This window comes from Phycicoccus elongatus Lp2 (assembly GCF_000367525.1).
Classification (GTDB): Bacteria; Actinomycetota; Actinomycetes; order Actinomycetales; family Dermatophilaceae; genus Phycicoccus_A; species Phycicoccus_A elongatus.
Genome location: NZ_HF570956.1, coordinates 1,606,484 through 1,632,910, shown reverse-complemented (window position 1 = coordinate 1,632,910; position 26,427 = coordinate 1,606,484). Strand labels below are relative to the sequence as shown.

General features: G+C 69.5%; 27 protein-coding genes and 1 pseudogene. 10 read left to right on the top strand and 18 right to left on the bottom strand.

The window, feature by feature from the left end; genetic code table 11:
• Positions 1 to 109 precede the first annotated feature (109 nt).
• Genes BN10_RS07705 through BN10_RS07695 form a run of 3 tightly spaced genes read left to right on the top strand, consistent with a single transcriptional unit; the run spans position 110 to position 1,961 of the window.
• On the top strand, positions 110 to 847 hold the full coding sequence (locus tag BN10_RS07705; protein WP_010850661.1) for a hypothetical protein: 738 nt from the start codon (positions 110 to 112) through the stop codon (positions 845 to 847).
• Complete coding sequence (locus BN10_RS07700; protein ID WP_010850660.1) at positions 844 to 1,362, top strand: phage holin family protein; 519 nt, start codon at positions 844 to 846, stop codon at positions 1,360 to 1,362. Before BN10_RS07705 ends, BN10_RS07700 begins: the two co-directional genes overlap by 4 nt.
• Positions 1,359 to 1,961 carry a DUF3618 domain-containing protein gene (locus BN10_RS07695; RefSeq protein WP_010850659.1) on the top strand — a complete coding sequence of 201 codons (603 nt, stop codon included), beginning with the start codon at positions 1,359 to 1,361 and terminating at the stop codon, positions 1,959 to 1,961. Before BN10_RS07700 ends, BN10_RS07695 begins: the two co-directional genes overlap by 4 nt.
• Before the next feature lie 220 nt (positions 1,962 to 2,181).
• Here BN10_RS07695 and BN10_RS07690 read toward each other — a convergent pair whose 3' ends face one another.
• Positions 2,182 to 2,493, bottom strand: a complete 312-nt coding sequence (locus BN10_RS07690; RefSeq protein WP_010850658.1) for a putative quinol monooxygenase — start codon at positions 2,491 to 2,493, stop codon at positions 2,182 to 2,184.
• Between the two features lie 108 nt (positions 2,494 to 2,601).
• Between BN10_RS07690 and BN10_RS07685 the strand changes: the two genes are divergently transcribed.
• Positions 2,602 to 3,543, top strand: a complete 942-nt coding sequence (locus tag BN10_RS07685; RefSeq protein ID WP_010850657.1) for a GlxA family transcriptional regulator — start codon at positions 2,602 to 2,604, stop codon at positions 3,541 to 3,543.
• Positions 3,544 to 3,665: 122 nt separating this feature from the next.
• On the opposite strand, the gene hflX is transcribed toward BN10_RS07685, so the two are convergent.
• Entirely contained in the window at positions 3,666 to 5,153 is a 1,488-nt protein-coding gene (gene hflX, locus BN10_RS07680) for a GTPase HflX (protein WP_010850656.1), read from the bottom strand.
• Between the two features lie 176 nt (positions 5,154 to 5,329).
• Between hflX and BN10_RS07675 the strand changes: the two genes are divergently transcribed.
• On the top strand, positions 5,330 to 5,941 hold the full coding sequence (locus BN10_RS07675) for a class I SAM-dependent methyltransferase (RefSeq protein WP_010850655.1): 612 nt from the start codon (positions 5,330 to 5,332) through the stop codon (positions 5,939 to 5,941).
• 194 nt (positions 5,942 to 6,135) lie between these two features.
• Here the strand turns inward: BN10_RS07675 and dapF are convergent, their stop codons facing one another.
• Genes dapF through def form a run of 3 tightly spaced genes read right to left on the bottom strand, consistent with a single transcriptional unit; the run spans position 6,136 to position 8,540 of the window.
• Complete coding sequence (gene dapF / locus BN10_RS07670; protein ID WP_010850654.1) at positions 6,136 to 7,002, bottom strand: diaminopimelate epimerase; 867 nt, start codon at positions 7,000 to 7,002, stop codon at positions 6,136 to 6,138.
• Position 7,003: 1 nt separating this feature from the next.
• Positions 7,004 to 7,945, bottom strand: coding sequence for a tRNA (adenosine(37)-N6)-dimethylallyltransferase MiaA (gene miaA, locus BN10_RS07665; protein WP_040752925.1), 942 nt, complete (start codon positions 7,943 to 7,945; stop codon positions 7,004 to 7,006).
• On the bottom strand, positions 7,935 to 8,540 hold the full coding sequence (def, locus tag BN10_RS07660) for a peptide deformylase (protein ID WP_010850652.1): 606 nt from the start codon (positions 8,538 to 8,540) through the stop codon (positions 7,935 to 7,937). The genes miaA and def overlap by 11 nt, the downstream gene beginning before the upstream one ends.
• A 136-nt stretch (positions 8,541 to 8,676) precedes the next feature.
• Here def and BN10_RS07655 point away from each other — a divergent pair, with 136 nt between their 5' ends.
• A complete protein-coding gene (locus tag BN10_RS07655) occupies positions 8,677 to 8,865 on the top strand; it encodes an antitoxin (protein ID WP_010850651.1) in 189 nt (62 codons plus the stop codon).
• Between the two features lie 65 nt (positions 8,866 to 8,930).
• Here the strand turns inward: BN10_RS07655 and miaB are convergent, their stop codons facing one another.
• Both miaB and BN10_RS17980 read right to left on the bottom strand, forming a co-directional pair.
• Positions 8,931 to 10,454, bottom strand: coding sequence for a tRNA (N6-isopentenyl adenosine(37)-C2)-methylthiotransferase MiaB (gene miaB, locus BN10_RS07650; RefSeq protein ID WP_010850649.1), 1,524 nt, complete (start codon positions 10,452 to 10,454; stop codon positions 8,931 to 8,933).
• A 6-nt stretch (positions 10,455 to 10,460) separates the two neighbouring features.
• Complete coding sequence (locus BN10_RS17980) at positions 10,461 to 10,586, bottom strand: hypothetical protein (RefSeq protein WP_267878870.1); 126 nt, start codon at positions 10,584 to 10,586, stop codon at positions 10,461 to 10,463.
• Between BN10_RS17980 and BN10_RS07645 the strand changes: the two genes are divergently transcribed.
• Positions 10,585 to 10,998 carry a YccF domain-containing protein gene (locus tag BN10_RS07645; protein ID WP_040751062.1) on the top strand — a complete coding sequence of 138 codons (414 nt, stop codon included), beginning with the start codon at positions 10,585 to 10,587 and terminating at the stop codon, positions 10,996 to 10,998. The two genes, BN10_RS17980 and BN10_RS07645, sit on opposite strands and share 2 nt — an antisense overlap.
• Positions 10,999 to 11,013: 15 nt before the next feature.
• On the opposite strand, the gene BN10_RS07640 is transcribed toward BN10_RS07645, so the two are convergent.
• The 10 genes and pseudogenes from BN10_RS07640 to BN10_RS07595 all read right to left on the bottom strand — a co-directional run bounded on the left by BN10_RS07640 (position 11,014) and on the right by BN10_RS07595 (position 20,267).
• Complete coding sequence (locus tag BN10_RS07640; protein WP_010850647.1) at positions 11,014 to 11,856, bottom strand: transglutaminase family protein; 843 nt, start codon at positions 11,854 to 11,856, stop codon at positions 11,014 to 11,016.
• The gene (locus BN10_RS07635; protein ID WP_010850646.1) at positions 11,856 to 12,776 is read right to left on the bottom strand and encodes an alpha-E domain-containing protein; all 921 of its coding nucleotides are present in this window, start codon (positions 12,774 to 12,776) and stop codon (positions 11,856 to 11,858) included. Before BN10_RS07635 ends, BN10_RS07640 begins: the two co-directional genes overlap by 1 nt.
• A pseudogene (locus BN10_RS07630) lies at positions 12,770 to 14,397 on the bottom strand (circularly permuted type 2 ATP-grasp protein). The gene BN10_RS07635 and the pseudogene BN10_RS07630 overlap by 7 nt, the downstream one beginning before the upstream one ends.
• A gap of 91 nt (positions 14,398 to 14,488) precedes the next feature.
• Positions 14,489 to 15,088, bottom strand: coding sequence for a regulatory protein RecX (locus BN10_RS07625; RefSeq protein ID WP_233354287.1), 600 nt, complete (start codon positions 15,086 to 15,088; stop codon positions 14,489 to 14,491).
• Between the two features lie 58 nt (positions 15,089 to 15,146).
• Complete coding sequence (gene recA / locus BN10_RS07620; protein ID WP_010850642.1) at positions 15,147 to 16,214, bottom strand: recombinase RecA; 1,068 nt, start codon at positions 16,212 to 16,214, stop codon at positions 15,147 to 15,149.
• Between the two features lie 238 nt (positions 16,215 to 16,452).
• The gene (locus tag BN10_RS07615; protein ID WP_010850641.1) at positions 16,453 to 17,223 is read right to left on the bottom strand and encodes an ABC transporter permease; all 771 of its coding nucleotides are present in this window, start codon (positions 17,221 to 17,223) and stop codon (positions 16,453 to 16,455) included.
• 1 nt (position 17,224) lies between these two features.
• The gene (locus BN10_RS07610) at positions 17,225 to 18,070 is read right to left on the bottom strand and encodes an ABC transporter permease (RefSeq protein ID WP_010850640.1); all 846 of its coding nucleotides are present in this window, start codon (positions 18,068 to 18,070) and stop codon (positions 17,225 to 17,227) included.
• Positions 18,070 to 18,999: an ABC transporter ATP-binding protein gene (locus BN10_RS07605; RefSeq protein ID WP_010850639.1), complete on the bottom strand. Its 930-nt coding sequence runs from the start codon at positions 18,997 to 18,999 to the stop codon at positions 18,070 to 18,072. The genes BN10_RS07610 and BN10_RS07605 overlap by 1 nt, the downstream gene beginning before the upstream one ends.
• 42 nt (positions 19,000 to 19,041) lie before the next feature.
• Entirely contained in the window at positions 19,042 to 20,052 is a 1,011-nt protein-coding gene (locus BN10_RS07600; RefSeq protein WP_010850638.1) for an NAD(P)H-dependent flavin oxidoreductase, read from the bottom strand.
• Complete coding sequence (locus BN10_RS07595; protein WP_010850637.1) at positions 20,049 to 20,267, bottom strand: DUF3046 domain-containing protein; 219 nt, start codon at positions 20,265 to 20,267, stop codon at positions 20,049 to 20,051. The genes BN10_RS07600 and BN10_RS07595 overlap by 4 nt, the downstream gene beginning before the upstream one ends.
• 104 nt (positions 20,268 to 20,371) lie before the next feature.
• On the opposite strand from BN10_RS07595, the gene BN10_RS07590 reads away from it, so the two are divergent.
• The 3 genes from BN10_RS07590 to BN10_RS07585 all read left to right on the top strand — a co-directional run bounded on the left by BN10_RS07590 (position 20,372) and on the right by BN10_RS07585 (position 26,128).
• The gene (locus BN10_RS07590) at positions 20,372 to 24,940 is read left to right on the top strand and encodes an Lhr family ATP-dependent helicase (RefSeq protein ID WP_010850636.1); all 4,569 of its coding nucleotides are present in this window, start codon (positions 20,372 to 20,374) and stop codon (positions 24,938 to 24,940) included.
• Between the two features lie 143 nt (positions 24,941 to 25,083).
• Entirely contained in the window at positions 25,084 to 25,263 is a 180-nt protein-coding gene (locus tag BN10_RS16810; protein WP_156917173.1) for a hypothetical protein, read from the top strand.
• Positions 25,264 to 25,267: 4 nt separating this feature from the next.
• Entirely contained in the window at positions 25,268 to 26,128 is an 861-nt protein-coding gene (locus tag BN10_RS07585; protein ID WP_010850634.1) for a DNA-formamidopyrimidine glycosylase family protein, read from the top strand.
• On the opposite strand, the gene BN10_RS07580 is transcribed toward BN10_RS07585, so the two are convergent.
• Positions 26,115 to 26,414, bottom strand: a complete 300-nt coding sequence (locus BN10_RS07580; protein WP_010850633.1) for a helix-turn-helix domain-containing protein — start codon at positions 26,412 to 26,414, stop codon at positions 26,115 to 26,117. The genes BN10_RS07585 and BN10_RS07580 overlap by 14 nt on opposite strands.
• Positions 26,415 to 26,427: the final 13 nt, after the last annotated feature.

Below are 26,427 nucleotides of genomic sequence, written 5' to 3'. Positions count from 1 at the left end.
AGGGGTGTACCGCCCACCCCGGGCCGCTCATAGCGTCGATGGGGCACAACCCCAGGCCGCGCCCTCACCCCGGCGAGGACGCGGCATCCTGCTGAGGAACGGACGAGCCATGACCCAACCCCCTGCACCGTGGATCGAGACCCGGGACCGGGACGACGACACCCAGACCCGGGACGTCGCCAAGAACGAGGCGGCCTCGGTCGCGAGCGACGCCAAGGACAATGCGCAGCAGGTGGCCTCGACGGCGACGGACCAGGCCAAGCAGGTCGCCGGTGAGGCCAAGGACCACGCCAAGGACCTCTTCGCGCAGGCCCGGTCCGAGTTCGCCGACCAGGCGTCGAGCCAACAGGGACGCGCGGCCAGCGGACTGCGGTCCCTCGCCGGTGAGCTCGACTCGATGGCCTCCCACCAGGGCTCTGGCGTCGCGACCGACCTCGTGCAGCAGGCGGCCACGAAGGCCAACCAGGTCGCCGGCTGGCTGGAGAACCGCGAGCCGGGGGACGTCATCGACGAGCTGAGCTCCTTCGCGCGTCGCCGCCCCGGCGCCTTCCTCCTCGGCGCAGCAGTGCTCGGCCTCGTCGGCGGGCGGCTGACCCGCGGCCTGGCCGCCGAGGCCCAGGACAGCCAGTCCTCGGACCGTCGGCCGCTGAGCACCGACGTGAGCACGCCGCGTACGACTCCCGTAAACACCTCCGCGTCGCCCACGCCCATCACGCCGATGGCTCCCGGCGTCACCTCGCCCTCCCCGACCTACGGGGAAGAGACGCGCGAGACCTCCGCCCAGGGTGGCGGGGTCCACGGTGACGGGGTCTACGGCGACGGCCCCGACGACCTGCGGGCGCCATGAGCACCGTTCCTCCCCGCGGCACCGACCGCACCGAGGGTGTCAACCCTGTGACCGGGCGCTATGACTCGGTCTCCGACGCGATCCCCGACCCCGAACCGCTCCACGGCGCCCACCAGACCTATGCCAAGGGCGAGGTGTCCTCGATCGGTGAACTGATCTCGGACATCACCGCCGACCTCGCGACGCTGCTGCGCCAGGAGGTGGCCCTGGCCAAGGCCGAGGCCATGCAGTCGGCCGGCCAGGCCGGGCGAGGAGCAGGGATGCTCGGCGGGGCCGGTCTGGCCGGCTGGTTCGCGCTGCTCTTCCTCTCGATCGCCCTCTGGTGGGCGCTCGGGTCGTGGTGGGACAACCGCGGCTGGGCGGCCGTCGCCGTCGCCGTTCTCTGGGCCGTCATCGCGGCCATCCTCGCGGCCACCGGCCGCAACCAGCTCAAGCACGTCAAGGGAATGCCGCGCACCGTGGAGACCGCCAAGAAGGTTCCCGATGCGCTCAAGGGAAACGAGGACCAGTCATGAGCAGCAACGACCCGGACCAGCTGCGCGCGGAGATCGAGCGCACCCGGTCCGACCTGAGCCAGAACGTCAACGCGCTCGGCGAGGCGGTCACGCCCGGCAACATCGCCAAGCGCCAGGTCGACAAGGTCGCGGGCGCGGCGGTGGGCCTCAAGGACAAGGTCATGGGGACCGTGGACGATGCCACCGGCTCGGCCGCTGACACCGCGAGCGGTGTGGGCGACCGGGTCGGTGAGGTCAAGGACCAGGCCGCCCGCAAGGCGCGCGGCAACCCGATGGCCGCCGGTCTGATCGCCCTCGGCGCGGGCTGGCTGCTCGGCTCGCTGCTGCCCGCCAGCGACAAGGAGCGCGAGCTCGCGGCCGCGGCCAAGGAGAAGGCGCAGCCGATGGTCGATGAGGTCAAGGACGTCGCCCAGGAGGCGGCCGAGAACCTCAAGGAGCCCGCGCAGCAGGCTGCCGAGTCGCTCAAGGCCACCGCCCAGGACGCCGTGGAGACGGTCAAGGCCGAGGGCCAGCAGGCGACCGAGACGGTCAAGGCGTCTGCCGCCGAATCGGCGGACAGCGTCAAGGAGCACCAGCAGCGCCCCGACACCAGCCTGTGAACCACTCTCCGGGCGGCACCCTGGGCAGGGGTGCCGCCCGGAGGCAGTCGGTACTGGTCGGTCGTCGTCGGTCTGCGACGGACCCCTCGCCGCTGAGCGCTCGCGGTCGGCATCCTGTCCGTGTGCCGATAGGCCTCGCACCGCTCGGAAACGCAGCGTGGCGTTGGGTCGCGACCTGGCGACGGCTCGGCGGGGCGCGATCGTCTCGCGCGTTGGCGGACTACGGGAGCTTGGACGCGAGGACGTCGGCCGCCAGGATCTCGGGTACTGCGCCGAGGAGGTGCTGGTTGGCCATCAGGGCTGCGACGATGGCGCCGTTGGCGTGGGCGTCGCGAGCGGCCTCGTCGGGGAATGCATCGAAGATCCAGAAGGTGTCGGCGTGGGTCCTGACCGCGAACCAGACGATCGTTCCTACTTCTTCGTTGGCGAGCGCGACAGCTCCGGCGAGCAGATCGGCGAGCGCGTCGTGCTGTCCATCGGCCGCGACGATCTTGGCGACAAAGGCATACGGAAGTGATGCGGGTGTGGACATGAGGGGTTCTCCTGGGTGTCGAGGCTTCTTGGTGAAGCGAGTTCAGCGTATGACGAGCAAGGGCATGTGAGAAGTGGCGTATACGCCAGTATTGCTATTGTTCGCGCCATGCGTATCGGACTGATCGCGATCGACGGCTGCTTCGGTTCGGCTGCCGCGTCGGTCATCGACATCGTGCGGGTGGCCGACGGAGCCCGCGGCGATGTCGACCCGCGGATCGACCCGATCGAACTGGCCATCCTCGGACCGAAACGGAGAGTGACCACGACGGCATCGATGACCCTGTCGGTGGACCACCCGCTGTCGGAGTCCGCAGAGTTCGACGTGGTCGTCGTCCCTGCGCTTGGAACCCTCACGGCCGCCGCTACCAACGACGCCCTCCAGAGCCGAGATGCTCGTTCGGTCATCGCCTCGCTCGGGCGCCTCGACGACGCGACCACCCGGATCGCCGCGGCGTGCACCGGCGTGTTTGCTGTCGCCGAGACCGGACGGATGCATCATCGGCGGGCGACGACCAGCTGGTTCCTGGGGCCCGAGTTCCTGAAGCGCTATCCGACCGTCGACCTCGATCTCGACACCATGGTCGTGGTCGACGGGAACCTCGTCACCGCCGGCGCCGCGTTCGCCCACATCGACCTCGCGCTCTCACTCGTACGATCGATCAGCCCCGATCTGGCCCAACATGTCGCCAAGCTCCTCATCATCGACGAGCGTCCGTCGCAGGCGGCCTTCGTCGCCTACGAACATCTCCGGCACGAGGACCCGATCGTCGTCGAGTTCGAACGCTTCGTGCGCGCCCGCCTGGACGAACCGTTCAACGTCGCCTTCGTCGCGCAGTCGCTCGGCACCAGCCGGCGCACCCTCGAACGACGAGTCCGTGCGGCGCTCAACCTCACTCCGCTCGGCTTCGTCCAACGGCTTCGCATGGAACGAGCTCGGCACCTCTCAGCAACCACGGACCTCACCTCCGCCGAGATCGCGCTACGGGTCGGCTACGCGAACGCCGAGACTCTGCGCTCCCTCCTGCGTAGGGAGCGACGCCGCTCCTGACCTATCGCCATGCCTGTAGCCGGTGTCCTGGTTGCTCGACTGGAACCACCTCTCAGCACGTCGCGTCGACGCTCCTGCGTCGCCCCTGGACGGTCGGGCGGATGGCGACGTCCGCTGGGAGGTCAGCGGACGGCATACCGCTCGAGGTCGGCTGCGAGGTCGGCCTTGGCGCGGGCCGTGATGCGGGTCCCGTCGGCGACGTGTTCCTCGGTCAGGAGGTCGGCCTCGTCGTGGACCCGGCTGACGAGGTCGCCCCGGCTGTAGGGCACGAGGACGTCGACGAGGATGTCGGGACGGGGGATCTCGTCGGCGATGAGTTGCCGCAGCGCCTCCATGCCCTGGCCGGTGTGGGCGGACACGGCGATGGCGTGCTTCTCGTGGCGCAGGATCCGGTCGATGACCTCGGGGTCGGCGATGTCGGCCTTGTTGACGACGATGACCTCCTTGACGTCGGCCGCGTCGACGTCGGCGAGGACGGAGCGGACCGCCGAGATCTGGCCCTCGGGGTCGGGGTGCGAGCCGTCGACGACGTGGAGCAGCAGGTCGGCATCGCCCACCTCCTCCAGGGTGGACCGGAAGGCCTCGACGAGCTGGGTAGGCAACTGACGGACGAAGCCGACGGTGTCGGCGAGGGTGTACTCGCGGCCGTCGGGGGTCTCGGCGCGGCGGACCGTCGGGTCGAGGGTGGCGAAGAGCTGGTTCTGGACGAGCACGCCCGCGCCGGTGAGTCGGTTGAGCAGCGAGGACTTGCCAGCGTTGGTGTAGCCAGCGATCGCGACGCTCGGGATCTCGCGGGCCTGACGCGATCCGCGCTTGGTGTCGCGGACGGTCTTCATCTCCTTGATCTCCCGACGCAGCTTGGCCATCCGGGTGTTGATCCGACGCCGGTCGAGCTCGATCTTGGTCTCACCGGGGCCTCGCGACCCCATGCCCTGGCCGGCGCCACCGACCTGGCCACCGGCCTGCCGGGACATCGACTCACCCCAACCACGAAGGCGCGGCAGGAGGTACTGCATCTGGGCCAGCTCGACCTGCGCCTTGCCCTCCTTGGACTTGGCGTGCTGGGCAAAGATGTCGAGGATCAGTGCGGTGCGGTCGATGACCTTGACCTTGACGACGTCCTCGAGGGCGCGGCGCTGGCTCGGGGCGAGCTCGGTGTCACAGATGACGGTGTCGGCACCCTCGGCGATGACGATGTCGCGCAGTTCCTGGGCCTTGCCCTTGCCCAGGTAGGTTGCGTTGTCCGGGTGGCTGCGCCGCTGGATCAGGCCGTCGAGGACCTCGGAGCCGGCTGTCTCGGCCAAGGCGGCCAGCTCGCGCATGGAGTTCTCCGCGTCCTCGAGGGTGCCCTCGGACCACACGGAGGCAAGGACGACCCGTTCGAGCCGCAACTGGCGATACTCGACCTCGGTGATGTCCTCGAGTTCGGTCGACAGGCCGCGGACGCGTCGCAGCGCGGCGCGTTCCTCACGGTCGAGTTGGTCGCCGTCGTCCCGGGAGTCGGCGGTTTCCTCGTCGGTCAGGAAGCGGGCCTCATCGAAGCGATCGTCGGTCAGGGCCTCGGCGCGCTGCGTGAAGAGGCTGCCCGTGGAGCTGTTGCGTTCAGTCATCGTGCCCACCAGCCTCTCATTTCGGCACAGGGCAGTTCCAACCCGTTTCTGGACCGCGTTTTCAGGAGCAGCCGCGCACCGGCGCCATAGCGCGTCGCCGACCCCTGCCGTCCCAGCGCCGCCTTCTGCCGGTTCACAACTGCGTGGAGACGCCGTGACCGCGCTACCGTTCTCCGGTGACCGGGCAGGACCACTACTTCAGCGCCCGACCGGCAACCGCGGACCAGCGCCAGGAGGTCGCGGTCGAACTCATGGGGCGACGGGTCGTCGTCGAGACCGCGCCCGGCATCTTTTCCCCCGGTGGCCTGGACAAGGGCACGGCCGTGCTGCTCGGCGAAGTTCCCAACCCGCCACCTGGTGGCGACTTCCTCGACATCGGCTGCGGCTGGGGCCCGATCGCCATCTCGATGGCCATGCTCTCTCCGGCAGCCCGTGTCCATGCCATCGACGTCAACGAACGATCGCTCGACCTCACGCGGCGCAATGCAGAACGCTTGGGTTGCACCCGGATTCGGGCATCACTCCCCGCGGAAGTGGACCCGGACCTGCGCTTCGACCTGATCTGGTCCAATCCCCCGATCCGGATCGGCAAGGCCGCCTTGCACGACCTGCTGCGGACCTGGTTGCCGAGGCTGGGACCGGGCGGCACGGCATACCTCGTGGTGCAACGCAATCTCGGATCGGACTCCCTCGCCCGGTGGATCGAGGCCGACCTCGGTATGCCGTGTGCTCGCCTGGGCAGCCACAAGGGCTTCCGGGTGCTCGAAATCAAAGCCGGGCGTCCCTGACAAAGGGCATGTCCGAGGCGAGGATCACGCGGTCCTCGAGGGCCCCAGTCGGGGATGGTCGGCCAGGACGTCGAGCAGGACACGCGAGTCGAGGAGCGCAGATCGGCCCCTCCTCCATCACGCGGATCATCTCCGACCAGTCCGCGTCGGCCGTTGCACGCAATGGTGAACTCCTCGCCGGCACGATGTTTCGCTCAGGGGAGGGTGACGGTTCCGTCCGCGACCAGCGCAGCGGGACCGGCCAGCTCGACGTGCTGGCCGGGCAGGAGCCGCACCCGCAGCCGCCCACCGGGGACGTCGACGGTCCAGGTGGGGGTGGCCAGGTGCTGGCCGGCCCAGAAGCTCGTCGCGATGGCGGCCGCGGCCGCACCGGTGCCGCAGGACCGGGTCTCCCCCACGCCGCGCTCGTGGACCCGCATGGCGATGTGGTCCGGGCCGAGCGGGCGGACCAACTCCACGTTGGTCCCCCGTGCCGGGGTGGGGCGCACCACGGGCGCTCGGGTCAGATCGATGGCCGCCAGGTCGACGGTCTCGGGGAGCGCCAGGACGGTGTGGGGGTTGCCCAGGTCCACGGAGAGGGCAGAGAAGGGGTCGCCGTCGTCGACGTGGACGAGCGCGTCGAAGCCATCCCGCTCAGCCGCCATCGGGTCGGTGAGGCGCCAGGGTCCGAGATCGACGGCGAATTCCTCGCCCTCGACACGCACGGTCTTGACCCCGGCGCGGGTCGCGATGGCGAACTCGTCCGCCGTCTCCAGGCCTTCGCGACGCAGATAGGCGGCGAAGACGCGGGTGCCGTTTCCGCACATCTCGGCGAAGGAGCCGTCAGCATTGCGGTAGTCCATGAACCACCGAGCCGAGCGAGCCTGGTCGCGCACCTCGGCCTCGATCGCCGACGCAGCCGGGACAATTCGGATGACCCCGTCGCCACCAATGCCCACGCGTCGATCAGCAAGTGCAGCAACCGTTTCCGGCGTGAGTTCGCGGGCGCCGTCGAGGTCGGGCACGAGGACGAAGTCGTTCTCGGTCCCGTGCCCCTTGGTGAAGGCGATCTCGCGCGTCATGTCACCCATTGTCCGTCATGGCCGTCCATTGCGAGATCACCCCGGTCGTCGCGGCCATCAAGCCGACGTCAGGATCGGTCGTGTCGAACCAGAGGATTCGGTCGTCGGGTCGGAACCACGACTCCTGCCGACGGACGAAGCGTCGGGTCGCCGTCGTGGTCTCCTCACGGGCCTGCTCGGCAGTGAGTGCACCGTCGACCTGCGCGAGCGCCTGGGCATAGCCGATCGCCGTGCGCGCCGTTCGACCCTCGCGCAGTCCCCGTTCGGCAAGGGCGGCCACTTCCTCGACCAGTCCGTGTGCCCACATCCGGTGCACCCGCTCGCCAAGTCGCTCGTCGAGGACCGCTCGCTCTGCACGCAGGCCGACCAGCAGTGTGGGAGTGACGAATTCGCGTCGCGGCATGGTCGCCGAGAAGGGTTGCCCGGTGAGTTCGATGACCTCGAGCGCCCGGACGATGCGGCGCGTGTTGCCGGGCTCGATCGCAGCCGCCGCCTGCGGGTCGCGGGCCCGCAACACGGCATACACGGCCGGCGTGCCGCGGTCAGTGGCCTCGGCCTCCCAGCGCTCCCGAACGACGGCGTCGGTCGGCGGGATGATGAGGTGGTCGAGCGCGGCCCTGACGTAGAGCCCGGAGCCGCCGACGAGGATCGGCACGCGACCTCGACCGCGGACCGCGGCGAGGTCGGCGCGCGCCGCGCTCTGGTAGGCCGCGACGCTCGCCTCCTCGGTCACGTCGAGGACGTCCAACTGATGATGAGGTATGCCGCGGCGCTCGGTTTGCGTGAGCTTGGCCGTCCCGATGTCCATCCCGCGGTAGAGCTGCATCGCGTCGGCGTTGACGACCTCACCGCCCAACGCTTCGGCGAGCCGCACCCCGAGCTCGGACTTGCCGGTCCCGGTGGCGCCGACGACGGCCAGGACTGGTCGGGCGTCAGTCGGCAAGCTCGTCGTCCGGGCTGTCGTCGTCGTGGCCGAAGGGGTCCCGGTCGACACCCGGCATCCACGTCTGTCCCGGCGTGCCCCAGCCGTTGCTGCGGACAGCCTTCTTTGCGCGGCGGGCCCACTTGCCATCGAGGCGGTCGACATAGAGGAAGCCATTGAGGTGGTCGAACTCGTGCTGGAACATCCGCGCGAACCAGCCGGTGGCGTCGTAGTGCAGGTCGTTGCCGTCGAGATCCTGGCCGGTGAGAGTCGCCCGTTCCCCGCGCTTGAGCGGGAAGGACTCGCCCGGCACGGACAGGCAGCCCTCGGACTCCTCGTCCTTGTCCGGGTCCCCTGGTGCCGGCTTGCTCGAGACCACGTGCGGATTGATGACGACCCCACGCTCGGGGATGCCGTCGGCATTGCGCATCTGCCAGGTGAAGATGCGCAGGCCCACCCCGACCTGGGGGGCAGCCAGTCCGACTCCGCGGGCCGCGTCCATCGTCTCGAACATGTCCGCGACCAGCGTGCGGATCTCGTCGTCGATGACGGTGACGGGTTCGGCGCGGCGGTGCAGGACGGGTTCGCCGGTGATGACGACGGGGCGGATGGTCATGGCCGAAATTCTGTCAGAGCGTCCCGGTGGTCTCAGCCAACTCCCAGCCGGCACCGGTTGATTTCCTCGGTTCTCGGGGACAGGCTGGGACCAGAAGTCGGGCCACCCGGCCGGACCTGGAAGGAAGGAGGCGTTTGTGGGTTTTCTCGATGACGCCAAGGAGAAGCTGACCAACCTCGCCGGGGAGCACCCCGACAAGGTCGAGGAGTTCTCGGACAAGGGCCTCGACGGGGCCGCGGACAGGGCGAATGACCTGACCGGCGGCAAGTACGGCGACCAGATCCAGCAGGGTCGGGACGCGGCGGACGAGCGCATCGGCGAGTGACGTCTCCTTCACACCGACGTCGGAGGGGCCCCGGTCATCGACCGGGGCCCCTCCTCTGTCAGTGATCAAGAGCTGGCGCAGGCCGCCCCACTCGGCACGCTCGACCGGTCCGGCGCACCCACCGACGGCATCCCGAGGCTGACCGCGGGCTTGCCCGGCACGGCCGCCGTCTGGAGCCGCTCCCAGGCGTCACCTCCGGGGGTGCGCCGCACGGCATACCGCCCGCCCTCAAGCGCTCCGTCGGCGACGAGGTGGTGCGGCGCGCCATAGGTCACACCGACGGTGACCAGGTCACCCGGCCTGGGCCGCTCTCCCCCGTCAGGTACCGAGAAGTGGACGAGCCGGTTGTCCTGTGCGCGCCCGCTCATGCGGGCCGTCTCGCCGTCCTTGCGTCCCTCGAAGGGCGCGACGAGGACCTCGACCTCACGCCCTTCGAAGCGGCGATTCTCCGCCCAGGAGACGTCCTCCTGCAGGGCGATGAGGCGCTCGAAACGTTCTTGCACAACGGCTTTGGGAACCTGGCCCTCCATCGTCGCTGCGGGAGTCCCGGGGCGGATGGAGTACTGGAAGGTGAAGGCCGAACTGAAGCGGCTGGCCTCGACCACGCGCAGCGTCTGGGCGAAGTCCTCCTCGGTCTCCCCCGGGAAACCGACGATCAGATCGGTCGTGATCGCCGCATCGGGGATCTGGGCGCGCACCTTGTCGAGGATGCCGAGGAACTTCTCGCTGCGATAGGAGCGCCGCATCGCCTTGAGCACGCGGTCGGAGCCGGACTGCAGCGGCATGTGGAGCTGCGGCATGACGTTGGGTGTCTGGGCCATGGCCTCGATGACGTCATCGGTGAAGGCCGCCGGGTGCGGGCTGGTGAAACGCACCCGTTCCAGGCCGTCGATCTCGCCGCAGGCCCGGAGCAGCTTGGCGAAGGCGCCCTTGTCGCCGAACTCGACGCCATAGGTGTTGACGTTCTGCCCCAGCAGGGTGATCTCGATGACGCCCTGGTCGACGAGCGCCTGCACCTCGGCGAGGATGTCGCCGGGTCGACGGTCCTGCTCCCTGCCGCGCAGGCTCGGGACGATGCAGAAGGTGCAGGTGTTGTTGCACCCGACGCTGATCGAGACCCACGCGGCATACGCACTGTCACGGCGGGTCGGGAGAGTCGACGGGAAGGTCTCGAGCGACTCGAGGATCTCGACCGCGGCGCGCTTGTTGTGGCGCGCTCGGTCGAGCAGCGCCGGGAGGCTGCCGATGTTGTGGGTGCCGAAGACGACGTCGACCCAAGGGGCCCGCTTGACGATGGTGTCGCGGTCCTTCTGCGCCATGCAGCCGCCCACGGCGATCTGCAGGTCGGGGTTGGCGGTCTTGGCCGGGCGCAATTGACCCAGGTTGCCATAGAGCTTGTTGTCGGCGTTCTCACGCACGGCACAGGTGTTGAAGACGACGACGTCAGCGGTGGCGGGCCGCTCGGCGGCGGGGATGCTGGCGAGGTCGACATAGCCCGCGGTCTCGAGCAGGCCGGCGAGGCGCTCGGAATCGTGGACATTCATCTGGCATCCGTGGGTGCGGACGTCATAGGTGCGCTGCGTCGTCATAACCGCTCAAGGGTATGCCGCGCGCTCCCGTCCCACGGAATCCGGCGGAACACGCGAGCCAAGGGCCGCGTTGGACCCCACGACCGGCCCGGAGGTCTCGGGCCCCTCGACGAAGGACTGTGACCGCGCCATGCGCACCCTCCTCAACATCCTCTGGTTCTTCTTCGGCGGATTGTGGCTCGCCCTGGGCTACGCCCTCGCCGGTGTCATCTTCTGCATTCTCATCGTCACGATCCCGCTCGGGGTCGCGTCCTTCCGGATGGCGTCCTACACCCTGTGGCCCTTCGGTCGGGCCGTGGTGCCGACATCGGGGGCCGGTGCCGGCAGCGTGTTGCTCAACCTGGTGTGGATCGTGCTCGCGGGCTGGTGGTTGGCGCTGGGTCACCTCACGACAGCCGTGGCGCAGGCCCTGACGATCGTCGGCATCCCGCTGGCCATCGCCAACCTCAAGCTCATTCCGGTCTCGCTGGCGCCCTTCGGCAAGGAGATCGTCGACGCCCGCCTCCTGCCGGCGGGGCAGCGTCCGCTCCACGCGATCGTCTGAGCCCGGCGCTGCGGGTTAGGCGAGCCTCGTGAAGGTGACTTCGACGGCGAGGGCTGCGGACCCGGTGCCCGAGTAGACACCCTTGAAGGGCGGCACATCCTCGTAGTCCCTGCCGCGCGCGACGACGATGTGGTCGAGATCGACGGGAGTGCCGTTCGTCGGGTCGATGGGGGTCCACCCACCGTCCCAGAACTCCACCCAGGCATGACTCTCCCCGACGCTGGACTCGCCGATCTCGAGGGATCGCTGCGGCACGAGGTAGCCGGAGACATAGCGAGCCGGGATGCCGAGCGTGCGCAGGGCGCCGATGGCAATGTGTGCGAAGTCCTGACACACGCCTCGACGCTCGGCCCAGGCCTGTTCACCGCTGCTGTGCACACCCGTCACGCCAGTTTGGTAGGTCATGGTGTCACGAAGCACGGACGCAATCGCCAAGCCGACATCACGCGGCCCAGAGAGGCCACGGACCGACTCGACGAGGTCGAGGATGCCGTCACCGGCCCGGGTGCGAGCCGTCGACATGAGCCATTCGTAGCTGCGGTCCTGCACCTCGAGGTCCCGGACGGCCTCCCAGCCGAGCGATTCCTCCGCCCGGCCCAGGTGCGTGCGCTCGACGGTCGACGTCGCCTCGACGTCCAGTCGAGGGTGCGCCGCCAAGCTCTCCATGGCGGTCACATGGGTCCCCCAGTGGTCGCGGTAGACCAGGCTCCACGTCAGAGGCTTGATGCGCAGCCTGTTCTCCAGCGTGGTCTGGCCCGGCTCGTTGAGCGGCGTCATCCGCAACTCATTGTGGGAGGCCCGCACGGGTGAGTCATAGGACAGTGAGGTGCTGTGCGTGATCCGGTAGCGGCGCATCATCAGACAAGCTCCTCGGTCCAGGTCGGCAGCGGCCCGGCCTGGAAGTAGCGGGAGGCCACCGCCTGTGCTGCACCGTTGACGCTCTGCTGGACACGCAGCATCTGCTCGGGCAACTCGGCCAGGACCTCGCTCGTCGCGCGGAACTCCAAGGAGGTGCGCACCCGACCGAGTTGCCGACGGGCCTCGTCGCTCACGCCGATCCGATCCGCATGCGGGTCCAGCGTGGCCAGATGCTGCTCTGCCTTGGTCATCGCGTAGAAGACCGATCGCGGGAACTCCCGGTCGAGGACGAGGAAGGCCGCGGCCCGGTCATCGCTGTGCAGGCCGCGCTGGGAACGCATGAAGGCCTGTTGGGCACCACAACTGGACAGCACGACGCTCCATGGTGCGCCGCTTCCCGGCCTCCCGCCCGTGGCCACGAGGCGCGCCGTCATGTCGGCGCGCTCCAGGTTGCGGCCCAGGACCAGGAAGTGCCAGGCGTCGTCGTGGCTCATCGTGGAATCCGCGATTCCGGAGATGAGGGCGGCCCGCTCGCGCGCCCATGAGAGGTGGCGTGAGGTCACGTCCTGACGGCCCAGGCCCTGCCAGCGATGCCACGTGGTGTTGATCGCCTCCCAGAGCTCTGTCGAGAGGGTCTCGCGGGCGCGCCGCGCATTCTCGCGAGCTGCCAGGAGCGCTCCGGCGATCGCACTGGGGTTCTGCCGGTCGAAGACCAGCCGGTCGCCGACGTCGGTGAAACCCACCGCACCGTCACTCGGCATGCCCATGATCACGGAGAGGACCGTGTGTGCGGCTTCCCCTTCCTGGGCCAGGTCCTCGAGCAATTGCAGGCGGAGGACGTCGACGATCCGAGCCGTGCCGTCCGCGCGCTCGATGTAGCGACCGATCCAGAAGAGGGACTCCGCGATCCGACTCAGCATTGGTCCTCCCCCGCTTCGGGCCGTGCCCACCGTGGTCCATGCGGTCGCAATTGCTGTCGTTGCTGTTGCTGTTGCTGCTGCTGCTGGGAACGGATCGAATCGTCGTGGGAGACTGTCGGCGCGCTCATGATGACGATCTGGCGCGTCTCGCCGGCCGGCTCCGCCGACGGAGCCACGCGCAGTCGCCCTCGCCCGGCGAGAACCCAGGTGTCCTTGCTGCCGCCACCCTGACTGGAGTTCACGACCAGTTCACCCTCGGGGAGCGCGACCCGGGTCAGTCCCCCGGGCAACACCTGAATGCGCTCACCGTCGTTGACGGCGAAGGGTCGCAGGTCGACGTGGCGCGGCACGAGTCGGCCCTCGAGGAAGGTGGGGACGGTCGAGAGTTGGACGACCGGCTGGGCGATCCAGCCACGGGGATTCGACCGCAGGCCGGCCCGGAGCCGGTCGAGGGTCGCCCGGTCGGCGCGGGGCCCGACGACCAGGCCCTTGCCACCTGACCCATCGACCGGCTTGACGACCATTTCGTCGAGGTGGTCCAGGACATGCGCCAGTGCCGCCGGCTCGTCACACCGGAAGGTCTCGACATTGGGCAGGATCGGGTCCTCGTCGAGATAGAAGCGGATGAGATCGGGGAGGTAGGAGTAGATGAGTTTGTCGTCAGCGACCCCGTTGCCGACCGCATTGGCCACACTGACCCGACCGGAACGCATCGCTGACACCAGTCCGGCGACACCCAGCACGGAGTCGCCGCGGAAATGGACGGGATCGAGGAACTCGTCGTCCACTCGGCGGTAGATAACGTCGACCGGGCGGCCGCCATGGGTCGTGCGCATCCGTACCTGTCCACCGGTGCACACCAGGTCGCGGCCCTCAACGAGCTCGACGCCCATCATCCGGGCGAGCAGCGAATGTTCGTAGTAGGCGGAGTTGAAGACGCCCGGTGTCAGGACGACGACGGTCGGGTCAGTGGCCCCGTCGGGCGCCGAGGCACGCAGGCCGTGAAGCAGCATCTGCGGGTAGTTGCCGACCGGTCGGATGCGCATCGTGTTGAAGGCCTCGGGAAAAACGTTGGCCATCGCCCGTCGGTTGGCGATGACATAGCTGACGCCGGAGGGACCCGCACGTTGTCCTCGAGCACGCGAAAGGTGCCGGACTCGTCGCGGACGAGGTCCACCCCGGAGACGTGGACGCGCACGCCGTTGGCGGGGCGGATCCCCATGACGGCCCGGTGGTAGTGCTGCGACGAGGCGATCAGCCGCCAGGGCATAACCCCTTCGTGGACAGCCCTGGGGATCTCACCCTCTCGCGAGTAGATGTCGTCGAGGAACATCTCGAGGGCCGTGACCCGCTGCACGACGCCGGTCTCGATGACATCCCACTCGTGGGCGGAGATGACTCGTGGGACGGCGTCGAGCGGAAACGGTCGCTCCTCGCCCGCATGGTCAAAGGTCACCCCTTGGTCGAGGTAGGCCCTGGCCAAGGTGTCTGCGCGTTCCTTGAGTGACGCGGCGGACATGTCCCTGAGGGTGTGGTGGACCGCCTTGTAGGGAGTCCTGGGCTGCTCGTCGGCATCCAGCATTTCGTCCCAAGCGGCCCCGTGGGGATAGCCGACGAACATCCCACCCGAGGTCTCGACGCTGCTCACGGTCCGACCGTAGGGCGACGCCGTTAGCCGCAGATCACGCAAATGTCACGGCCACGTTTCGTCCTCAGTCGCGTTGATGCTCCGGCGCCTCGGCGAGCGCCTCACGGATGACCCGCATCGACAGCTCCGGGCCGTAGCCCTTGCGTGCGAGCATCCCCGCCAAGCGGCGGGTCTGGACGACAGCGTCAAGGCCGGCCATCGAGCGCAGCCGGCGAGCCACGAGATCACGCGCCTGGTCCTCCTCCAGGACCGGGTCGACGGCCTCGAGGGCGTCGCGGGCCGTGTCCGCATCGACCCCCTTGGCGCGCAGTCGCTGGGCCAGGGCGCGACCGGACAGGCCTTTGGCTGATTGCTCACGACGGACGAAGTCGGCGGCAAAGGTGGCGTCATCGATGAGGCCGACACCCTCGAGGCGATCCAGCACGGCAGCCGCAACATCGTCGGGGCAGTCCTTGCGGCGCAGTCCTTCGGCGAGCTGCGAGCGCGTCTTCGGGGACGCGGTGAGCATCCGCAGCACGATCTCGCGGGCCCAGTCATGCGGATCGGGCTCCTGGCCGCGCGTGCGCGGGTCACCCTCGGGATCGGCCGGGAGCGGGGCGACCCGGCGCCGGGTGCGCATCGAGATGACGGCTGCCCCCTGCGACGCTGCCGTGCCGGACTCCACCGCCCAAGCGGGCGGTGGAGTGCGGCTGTCCGAGAACGGCATACGGGATCAGAGACGATCAGAAGTCGACCGGGACGTCCGCGATCGGCTCCGCGTCCTCCTTGCGGACGCCGACCCCCAGCTTGTCCTTGATCTTCTTCTCCAGCTCGTCGGCCAGATCCGGGTTGTCCTTGAGGAAGTTGCGGGCGTTCTCCTTGCCCTGCCCGAGCTGGTCGCCCTCGTAGGTGTACCAAGCACCGGCCTTGCGGACGAAGCCGTGCTCGACGCCCATGTCGATCAGGCCTCCCTCACGGGAGATGCCCTGGCCGTAGAGAATGTCGAACTCGGCCTGCTTGAACGGCGGGGACACCTTGTTCTTGACCACCTTGACGCGGGTGCGGTTGCCGACCGCGTCGGTGCCGTCCTTGAGGGTCTCGATACGTCGGACGTCGAGACGGACCGAGGCGTAGAACTTCAGCGCCTTGCCACCCGTGGTGGTCTCGGGTGAACCGAACATCACCCCGATCTTCTCGCGGAGCTGGTTGATGAAGATGGCCGTCGTGCCCGTGGAGTTGAGGGCGCCGGTGATCTTGCGCAGCGCCTGGCTCATCAGGCGGGCCTGGAGACCGACGTGGCTGTCACCCATCTCGCCCTCGATCTCGGCGCGCGGCACGAGGGCAGCGACCGAGTCGATGACGATGATGTCGATCGAACCCGAGCGGATCAGCATGTCCGCGATCTCGAGCGCCTGCTCACCGGTGTCGGGCTGGCTGACCAGCAGGTTGTCGATGTCGACGCCCAGCTTCGCGGCATACTCCGGGTCGAGCGCGTGCTCGGCGTCGATGAAGGCGGCGATGCCGCCGGCCTTCTGCGCATTGGCCACTGCGTGCAACGCGACGGTCGTCTTGCCCGACGACTCCGGGCCATAGATCTCCACGACCCGACCGCGAGGCAGGCCACCGATGCCCAAGGCGACGTCGAGGGCGATCGCGCCGGTCGGGATGACCTCGATCGGGGGGCGCACGTCGTCGCCCAGGCGCATGACGGCACCCTTGCCGTGCTGCTTCTCGATCTGGGCCAGAGCCGCGCTGAGCGACTTGTCCTTGTCGCCGCCCTGGGCCTTGACGACGCTGAGTCCTGCTGCCATGTCCTGCTCCTTCGGAGTCGAATCGGGTCGCGTCCACCGGCGACCATCCCGCGCTGTCGGTCTCGTCGCGAGGTCTGGTCAGACGCTAGGAGCCGCCACCGACAGTCAGCCCGCAGTTGCCGTCGGTCTGTGGACGACACACCCTCGGTGTCGGCACCTGTGGACAAGGTACCCGAACGAATGTTCGACACAAGGATTGGCGTTGCGACACGCCGGAGTGGGTCGGGCAGCCGCGCGATCAGGTGAGGAGGAGTCGCTCGATCCGGCGCCCGGCACCCCACATGCCCACCCCACCGAGGACGAGCAGGTAGGCCAACGAGCCCACCAGCCCCGACCCCACGTCCCCGAGCATGAGCCCACGCTCGAGCACGACCCCGTGGTAGAGCGGCGTCGCACGGACCACCCACTGCAGCGCCTCGGGATAGGACGACAACGGGAAGAAGGTCGCCGAGAACAGGAACATCGGCTGCACGATGAGGAAGATGATCTCGAACTGCTGCCAGGTCGTCATGTAGGTGGTTGCCCACATGCCCACCCCTGCGAAAGCCGCGCCGATGACGAGCGCCGCAGGCAGCGCCAACACCGCCCACCACGAGTGCACGAACCCCATGAAGAGCGCGACGACCAGGAAGCCGGCGGAGTAGATCCCGCCCCGGATCAGCGCCCAGGTCACCTCCCCCACCGCGATGTCCTTCGGCGCGGCAGGAGTGGCCAGCATCGTGTCGTAGAGCTTGGCGAAGCGCAGTTTGTGGAAGACGTTGAAGGTGACGTCCATGATCGCGCCGTTCATCGCAGCGGAGGCGAGCATCGCGGGCGCGACGAAATCGGCATAGCCCACCACCGCACCGGAATCCGTCGTGACGGTCTTGACCAGCGCACCGAGCCCGACCCCGATGGAGAACAGGTAGAAGACCGGTTCGAAGAAGCCGGAGAGGAACACCGGCCATCCCCGCCGGAACGAGGTGACATTGCGCAGGATGACGAAGCGGGCGAGGCCGAGCGCGAGCACGTCAGGCCTCCAACCGCGCACGGAAGGCCCGGTGGGCGCCCCACCCACCCACGACAACGTATGCCGTGAGCACGGCGAGGTGGATCGCCCACCCGGCGCCGTGGCCGGGGTCGAGCGGGTCGCCCAGGAACGCGGGACGGGCCAGCTCGGTGCCGTGCCACAGCGGGGTCACCCACGCGACGGGCTGCAACCAGATCGGCAACTGCGAGACCGGGAAAAAGGTGCCCGAGAAGAGCATGAGTGGGGTGATGACGAGGCGGAAGATGGTCGTGAAGCCCTCTTCGTTGTCCGTGCGGGCCGCGAACCAGAAGAGGGGCGCGACGAAGGCCATCGCGGTGAGGACGGCAATCGGGACGCCGAGCAGAGCCCACCACGACCGCACTCCACCGAAGAGCGCCGCGATCGCGATGAAGACCCCTGAACCCCAGGCGATCCCGAACGAGACGACCACCCAGTGGGCGCGCAACACGTCGGCGACCCGCGTGGGAGCGGCGAGCATCGCGGCATACATCTGGTTCCACTTGATGAGCGTCATGACCGGCCAGGTCGACTCCCCCACCGCCCACTGCATGGCCGAGGCCATGACAATGCCGGGCACGACGTACTGCAGGTAGGGCACTCCGGCGACACCACCGGAGGACCGATCGACGAGACGACCGATTCCGATGCCCATGGCCGCGAGGAAGAGCACCGGCGTGAGGAATCGGCTCACGACCAGACCCCTCCAGGTCCGCCGCAGCAGGGTCAGGTGGAAGCCGACCAGTCCCCACGTGCGCTCGACGGCCGACAGGGGCCTCCGCTCGCCGTGGACCAGCCGGGAGCGTGGGGACTCAGGGAGGGCACTCATCAGTCGACCAGAGTCCGGCCGGTGAGATGGAGGAAGACGTCCTCCAGCGTCGAGCGCCGGACGAGGGTCGAGAGGGGCTCGGTGCCGGACCGCGCCACGGCGCCGGCTGCCGCGTCGCCGTCGTCGGCGTAGATGAGGACGCGGTCGGGCAGGATCTCCAGGCGGTCGCCGATCCCCTCGAGCGGGCCCGCATGGACGCCGTGGTCATCGACGTCGTAGCGCACCTCGACGACCTCGCGGGTCGAGTGCTCCTGGATCAGCGCGCGTGGACTCCCCTCGGCAACGATCCGGCCGTGGTCCATGACGACGAGCCGGTCGCAGAGTTGCTCCGCCTCATCCATGTAGTGCGTGGTGAGAATGAGCGTGACGCCCTGGCGCTTGAGCCGGAACAGCCTGTCCCACAACACATGCCGGGCCTGCGGGTCGAGGCCGGTCGTCGGCTCGTCGAGCAACAGGAGCTCGGGGTTGTTGATCAATGAGCGCGCGATGACCAGTCGTCGCTTCATGCCTCCCGACAGCGGCTCGACCTTGTCCTTGCGGCGCTCGGTCAGTTGGGCGAAGTCGAGCAACTCATCCGCCCGCGCCCGCACCTCGGCGCGGGTCAACCCGAAGAAGCGGCCATAGACCCAGAGGTTCTCCTCCACCGAGAGTTCCTCGTCGAGGCGGTCCTGCTGGGGGCAATTGCCCAGGCGCGCGCGGATTGCGGGGCCGTGGGTCGCCGGGTCCTGACCGAAGATCCGCAACTCCCCGGAGGTCACCGGGGACACCGCGGCCACCATCCGCATCGTCGAGGACTTGCCGGCGCCGTTGGGGCCCAGGAACCCGAAGGACTCCCCACGCCGCACCTCGACGTCGATCCCGTCGACCGCGGTGAAGTCGCCGAAGGTCTTGGTCAGCCCCTTGGCACTCAGGAGTACGTCGTCAGTCACGACGAAGGACGCTACCGAACGCCACCCACATCCTCATCCGAGTTAGAACCCGGCCTCCGTGCGCAGGGTGCGGGCGAGGTCGGCGGCGGGCATCGGCCGCAGCCGGGCATGCCCCTCGCCGGCCCACAGGTGGACGAGGTCGGCCTCCCCGGTCGCCTTCCCGTGCGCACGCAGGGGGGCCGTGAGGTGGTGCACATGGGGGTATGCCGCGGGCGCGCCCTCCCCGATCACGTCGGTCCACGTGGTCCGCAGGGCGCGGGCGCTGCGCCCGGTGAAGGCGCGCGTGACCGTGGTGCCCTCGCGATGGGTCAGGGCGTGCAGGTGCACGGGGGCGAGCACGGCCTCGGGGCACCCGAGGAAGGCGGTGCCGAAGGCGACCGCACTTGCGCCACCCTCGAGCAGCGCGCGCGCCTCCTGACCGGTCATGACGCCACCGGCCGCCAGGACAGGCAACTCGGTGCGCGCCCGCACGGCGGCGAGCAGAGCCGCGGTCGGCAGGTGCTCCTCGCCGTTGTCGACCGGACCACCGCGGTGGCCACCGGCCTCCCATCCTTGCGCGACGACACCGTCGACACCGAGCTCCTGCGCCCACTCGGTCTCCGCGGGGTCGTTGATGGTCACCCACACCTGGCTGCCGACGTCCTGCAGGCGCTCGACATCGTGCCCGCTCGGCCATCCGAACGTGAAGGACACGACGGGCACCGGGTTGCCGACCAGCAGGTCGATCTTGGTCTCATACCCGTCGTCGTCCCAACTGGGTCGGCCCAACTCCACGCCCGCGTCGGCCGCCCACGGAGCCAGGCGCGCGGCATACCCCATCGCCTCGGTGTGGGCGAGCGGCGAGTCCGGGGAGGGCACGAAGACATTGACCCCGAAGGGTGCGGCCGTGAGGGCGCGGATTGCAGTGATCCGCGACTCGAGGTCGGTGGCCGAGAGGTATCCGGCCGGGAGGAAGCCGAAGAGGCCCGCCTCGCTGACGGCTGCCACGAGTTCGGGACTTCCCGGTCCACCGGCCATCGGGGCGAGGACCAGCGGCCCGTGCGGCCAGGTCATGACCGCACCGGGTCGTCACGGCCGAAGCGGCGCGCCTCGGGGACGTCCATGTCGTCGCAGAGCGCGAACCACACCGTGCGCGGTGACTCGGTGACGAGAGCCTCGAGGACCGTGCGCCCGCCCAGGGCGAAAAGATGATGACTGCGCGCGAGGTGACCGGCATAGGACGCGCCGAACTCGTCCTCCATGAGTTCCCAGAACTTGCTCTCCCGCACTCGCACACCCTATGTCGGGACAACCGATCCAACCGAAAACTCACCATTGTGCAGTTTCGGTCGAAGACATGGCTGTCGGTGGGAGGTGAGAGGCTTTGCAGGACATGCCAGAGCAGCCCGCCGTCGACGTCCTCGACGCCTTCTCGCCCGCGACCAGGGAGTGGTTCCGCGGGAGTTTCAACGCGCCGACGGCGGCCCAGCGCGGCGCCTGGGAGGCGATCAGCCGCGGCGATCACACCCTCGTCGTCGCTCCGACCGGGTCGGGCAAGACCTTGTCGGCCTTCCTCTGGGCAATCGACCGGCTCGCGTCCACACCGCGCCCGGCGGAGCGCAAGCAACGCTGCCGTGTCCTCTACATCTCACCGATGAAGGCGCTGGCCGCGGACGTCGAGCGCAACCTGCGCTCACCGCTCGTCGGGATCGGCCACGCGGCCGCCCGCCTCGACCTGGAGCGGCCCGACATCTCGGTCGCCGTGCGCACCGGCGACACCCCGGCCGATGAGCGCCGGGCTTTCGCCCGCACGCCGAGCGACATCCTCATCACGACGCCGGAGTCGCTCTTCCTGCTGCTCACGAGCGCGGCCCGCGAGTCCCTTGTCGGTGTCGAGTCGGTCATCATCGACGAGGTCCACGCGCTCGCCGGCTCCAAGCGCGGCGCACACCTTGTCCTGTCGCTGGAGCGCCTCGACGCGCTCCTGGAGCGTCCCGCCCAGCGGATCGGCCTCTCGGCCACGGTGAGACCGGTCGACGAGGTGGCGCGCTACCTGGCCGGGGGACGCCCGGTGACGACCGTCCAACCCCCTTCGACCAAGGCCTGGGATCTCGACGTGGTCGTGCCCGTGCCCGATCTCAGCGATCTCGGCGCGACGACCGGGGACCTCTCCGGCCCCGCGGCCGGCGCCGAGAGTCGCGCGAGCATCTGGCCCCATGTCGAGGAGCGCATCGTCGACCTCGTCAGCGCGCACCGCTCGACGATCGTCTTCGCCAACAGCCGCCGCTTGGCAGAGCGCCTGACGACCCGACTCAACGAGATCTGGGTCGAGCGGGGTCACGACGATGCATTGGCGCGGGCCCACCACGGGTCGGTGAGTCGGGAGCAGCGCGTCGAGATCGAGGAGGCGCTCAAGTCCGGGGCGCTGCCGGCGGTGGTGGCGACGAGCAGTCTGGAGCTGGGCATCGACATGGGGGCCGTCGACCTCGTCGTGCAGGTCGAGTCCCCGCCCTCGGTGGCGAGCGGGCTGCAGCGAGTGGGGCGAGCCGGTCACCAGGTCGGCGCCGTGAGTCACGGAGTGCTCTTCCCGAAGTTCCGCGGTGACCTCGTCCAGACCGCCGTCGTCACCGAGCGGATGCGCGCCGGCGCCATCGAGGCGCTCCACCTGCCGACCAACCCGCTCGACGTCCTCGCCCAACAGGTCGTGGCGATGTGCGCACTCGACGACTGGACGGTTGGTGACATCCACGACCTCGTTCGCCGCGCAGCGCCCTATGCGACCCTCACCCGCCCGCTGCTCGAGTCGGTCCTCGACATGCTTTCTGGAAAGTACCCCAGCGACGAGTTCGCCGAGTTGCGCCCGCGCGTCACGTGGGATCGCTTGTCCGACACCGTCATCGGTCGTCGCGGAGCCCAGCGACTCGCCGTCACCTCGGGCGGCACGATCCCCGATCGCGGGTTGTATGCCGTGTTCCTCGCCACCGGCGACGGTCCCGGCCGGCGGGTCGGAGAACTCGACGAGGAGATGGTCTACGAGTCTCGGGTCGGCGACCTCTTCACGCTCGGCACGAGCACGTGGCGGATCGAGGACATCACCCACGACCGGGTCCTCGTCACCCCTGCGCCCGGCCTGCCCGGCCGGCTTCCCTTCTGGAAGGGCGACACGCTGGGTCGGCCGGCGGAACTGGGCCGCGCCGTCGGGGGGTTCGTGCGCGAGGTGGTGGCGGCCCCGCGGCATACGGCCATGGAGCGGGTGCGTGAGGCCGGGCTCGACGAGTGGGCGACCGACAACCTGCTCGCCTACCTCGAGGAGCAGCGACAGGCGACCGGGCACGTGCCGGACGACGAGACCATCGTCGTGGAACGCTTCCGCGACGAGCTCGGCGACTGGCGGATCGCCATCCACTCACCCTTCGGGGCGCAGGTGCACGCCCCGTGGGCGCTCGCGGTCGCGGCGCGGATGCGTGAGCGCTTCGGAGTCGATGTCCAAGCCCTACACGGGGACGACGGGATCATCTGCCGGCTCCCGGATCTGGAGTTCGAGGACGGCCACGAGGCGATCGGTCGCGACATCCTCGACCTCGTGCGGCTCGACAGCGGCGAGGTCCACGACACGGTGGTGCGCGAGATCGGCGGCTCGGCCCTCTTCGCCGCCCGCTTCCGAGAGTGCGCAGCGCGGGCTCTACTGCTCCCTCGGCGCCGACCCGATCGACGGCAGCCGTTGTGGCAGCAACGTCAGCGGGCGGCACAGTTGCTCGAAGTGGCGGCGCAGTACCCCACCTTCCCCATCGTTCACGAGGCCGTGCGCGAATGCATTCAGGATGTTTTCGACGTGCCGGGTCTGGTCCAGTTGATGGCTGACCTGGAGGCGCGACGGGTGCGACTGGTCGACGTCGAGTCCGCCCGGCCCTCACCTTTCGCCCAGTCGCTGCTCTTCGGGTATGTCGCGCAATTCCTCTATGAGGGCGATTCACCGCTTGCGGAGCGTCGTGCGGCGGCGTTGTCGCTCGATCCGGCGCTGCTTGCCGAGTTGCTGGGCACGAGCGAGGGCCTGGCCCTACGCGACCTGCTCGACGCCGCCGCGATCGAGCGGATCGTCGCCGGGCTGCAACACCTGGTGCCCGAGCGCGCGGCCCGGGACGCCGACGAGGTCGCCGATCTGCTGCGGATGTTGGGGCCCCTGCCGACCGATGCGGTGCGGCTGCGGGTCCGCGAGGACGCGCGAGACCGGGTCGAGGGCTGGCTGTCCGCTCTCGCGCAGTCCCGACGGGTGATTCCCGTGCGGGTCGCCGGGATCGACCAGTGGGCGGCGATCGAGGATGCCGGCCGACTGCGCGATGCACTGGGCGCCTCGCTCCCCGTCGGGGTGCCACAGGCCTTCCTGGAGTCGAGCGCCGACCCTTTGGGCGAGCTCGTCGGCCGGCACGCGCGCACGCACGGACCCTTCACCATCACGCAGATTGCGGCCCGCTTCGGACTCGGCCCGGCCGTCGTCCGGTCGGCGCTGACCCAGCTGGTCGCCCGTGGGCGGGTGGTCGAGGGCGAGTTCCTGCCGCAGGGAGCCGGGGACGAGTTCTGCGACGCCGAAGTCCTGCGCCAGCTGCGCCGCAGCTCGCTCGCGGCCCTACGTGCTGAGGTCGAGCCAGTGCCGGCGCAGGACTATGCGCGCTTCCTTCCCGGATGGCAGTCCGTCGGTGGCCGGCTGCGAGGCGAGGACGGTCTGCTCCGGGTGCTCGAGCAACTGAGCGGCATCCCCCTGCCGGCGAGCGCCTGGGAGACGCTGGTCCTGCCGGCCCGCGTCGCCGACTTCTCCCCGGCGATGCTCGACGAGGTGCTCGCAGCGGGCGAGGTCCTCTGGGTCGGGCATGGCGCCACGGGGGGCGACGACGGCTGGCTCTCCTTCCACCTGGCCGACAGCGCCCACCTCACGATGCCGTTGCGCGAGCCGGCGCCCACAGCCGAGATCGGTGACGACGACGCCGAGCTGACCGCGCGCATCCTGGGGGCGCTGGACTCCGGTGGGTCCTTCTTCTTCCGGGCCCTCGCCGACCGTCTGGGTTGGCTGGATGACGCCGCGCTCGCCACGGCCCTCTGGGACCTGGTCTGGCAGGGCCGCGTCACCGGCGACACCTTCGCACCCGTTCGCGCCTTGCTCGGTGGCGGACGCACCACGCATCGCCGCGCCGTCACCGGCCCGCGCCGCAGTCGGTATGCCGCGCGCCGCGGCTCTCTCGGCAGCCCCACGGGGACCGGTGGCCGGTTGATGGCGACGAGGTTCGGGCCACCGACAACGATCGGCCGGTGGTCGGCGACGCCGCTGCCGGAGACCAATGCCACCGTGCGGGCACATGCTCATGCCGAGGTGTTGCTCGACCGCTACGGCCTGGTCACCCGGGGGGCGGCGCTGGCCGAGGATCTGCCCGGCGGGTTCGCTGGGGTGTATCGGGTGCTGGCCGGTGCCGAGGAGAGCGGCAAGGTCCGGCGCGGCTACTTCGTCGAGGGGCTCGGAGCGGCCCAGTTCGCGACCACCGGAGCGGTCGATGCACTGCGACAAGGCGGCCGCCGACGCGGGCTGCGGGCCGACGAGGCCGAGGTCGTGGTCCTCGCGGCGACCGACCCGGCCAATCCCTATGGTGCCGCCCTGCCCTGGCCGGCCCGGGAGGCCGAAGGCGGCCACCAGCCGGGTCGCAAGGCCGGTGCTGTCGTCGTCCTCGTCGACGGTGACCTCGTCCTCTATGTCGAGCGCGGCGGGCGGACCCTGCTCACCTGGTCTCACGACCCGGACAGGCTCGCCGGGGCGGCAGCCGCCATCGCCGACGCGGTGCGGCGGGGGGCGCTCGGGCGGATCACCGTCGAGAAGGCCGACGGCGAGACCGTGCTCGGCACCGACCATCCGATCGGTGAGGCGCTGGCCGCGGCCGGCTTCCACCTCACGCCACGCGGCCTGCGATTCCGCCGCTGAGTTCAGGGCACGGGTTGCGAGATCTGTTCCCCCTCGGACCAGACCTCGCACGGCACCACAGGCATACCTATGGTCGGCTGCGAGATCTGGTGTGGTGGTGCGCACCCAGCAGCGGGTGTAATACCCGGGTGCTACGGTCCCTTGTGTTCTCACACCCTGTTGCCGAGTTGCGTCCTGTTGCCGAGCTGCGTCCTGTGGCCGAGTTGCGTCCTGTTGCCGAGTTGCGCCACATGGCCCTTGAGGCAACCACCGTGCTGAGCTACGACGAGCGCCTCGCCGAGGCCGCACGGTCCGAGGGACTTCTCGTCCTCTCGCCGAGCTGAGTTCATGCCCGAGGGAGACACCCTGTGGCGCACGGCGCACCGGCTGAACCAAGCCCTGGCAGGCGACGCACTGGTGTTGGCCGATCTCCGCTGGGCCTCCGTGGCAACGGTCGACCTCCGGGCCATGACCACCGTGGAGGTTGCGGCGCGCGGCAAGCACCTCCTCCATCGCCTCGACTCCGGCCTGACCGTCCACTCGCACCTGCGGATGGAGGGTCAATGGCGGATCGCCCACCCCGGTCCCGAGACGGAGCGAGCCCTGCGCAATCCGGACCTGCGGGCGGCACTGGGCACCGAGCAGTGGACGGCGCTGGGCCTGCGACTGGGGATGCTCGACGTCGTGCCGACCGCGCAGGAGCACACCCTCGTCGGGCACCTGGGGCCGGACGTCCTGGGCCACGACTGGGACCCGGCCCGAGCGGTGGCCAACCTCGCGGCATACGAAGGGTTCGTGGGTGACGCCCTGCTCGACCAGCGCACCCTGGCCGGTGTCGGGACGTTCTGGGCGAGCGAGGCCCTCTTCGCCGAACGCATCCTGCCGTGGCGAAGGACGTCCGACGTTGGTGGCGAGCGGCTCGCCCACCTCGTCGACCGCATCCACACGCTGATGGATCGCGGCAAGGAGAACGCGGCGCAGTCCAGCACCGGCATCCTGCGCCGCGGTCAGGAGTCCTGGGTCCACGGCCGATCCGGGCGGCCGTGCCGGCGGTGCGGCGACACGATTCGCGTCGCGATGACCGGTGACCAGCCGCGCCAACGCACCCTCTTCTCGTGCCCGACGTGCCAGGGCGGGCTGGCACCGACCGACGACGGACGCCCTCAGGCACCGTTGGGCAGCAGCAGAGGATCGCTCAGGCGGCGCTGACGCGTGCCGAGTCTCGGTCCGGCACGGGCAACTGCACCGGTGCGGTCATCGCTTCCGTTCGCGCGACCCGCTCGGTGAGGTCGGCCAGGACTGCCGAGAGCGGCAACCCGAGCGCGGAGCAGACCGAGGACAGCAATTCGGAGGATGCCTCCTTGGTCCCGCGCTCCAACTCACTGAGGTAGCCCAACGACACCGAAGCGCCAGCGGCCACGTCACGCAGGGTCCGGCCCTGTTCCTGTCGGGTCTCGCGCAGGAGCTCGCCGAGTTCTTGTCTGAGCAACACCATGGCGACCTCCTTC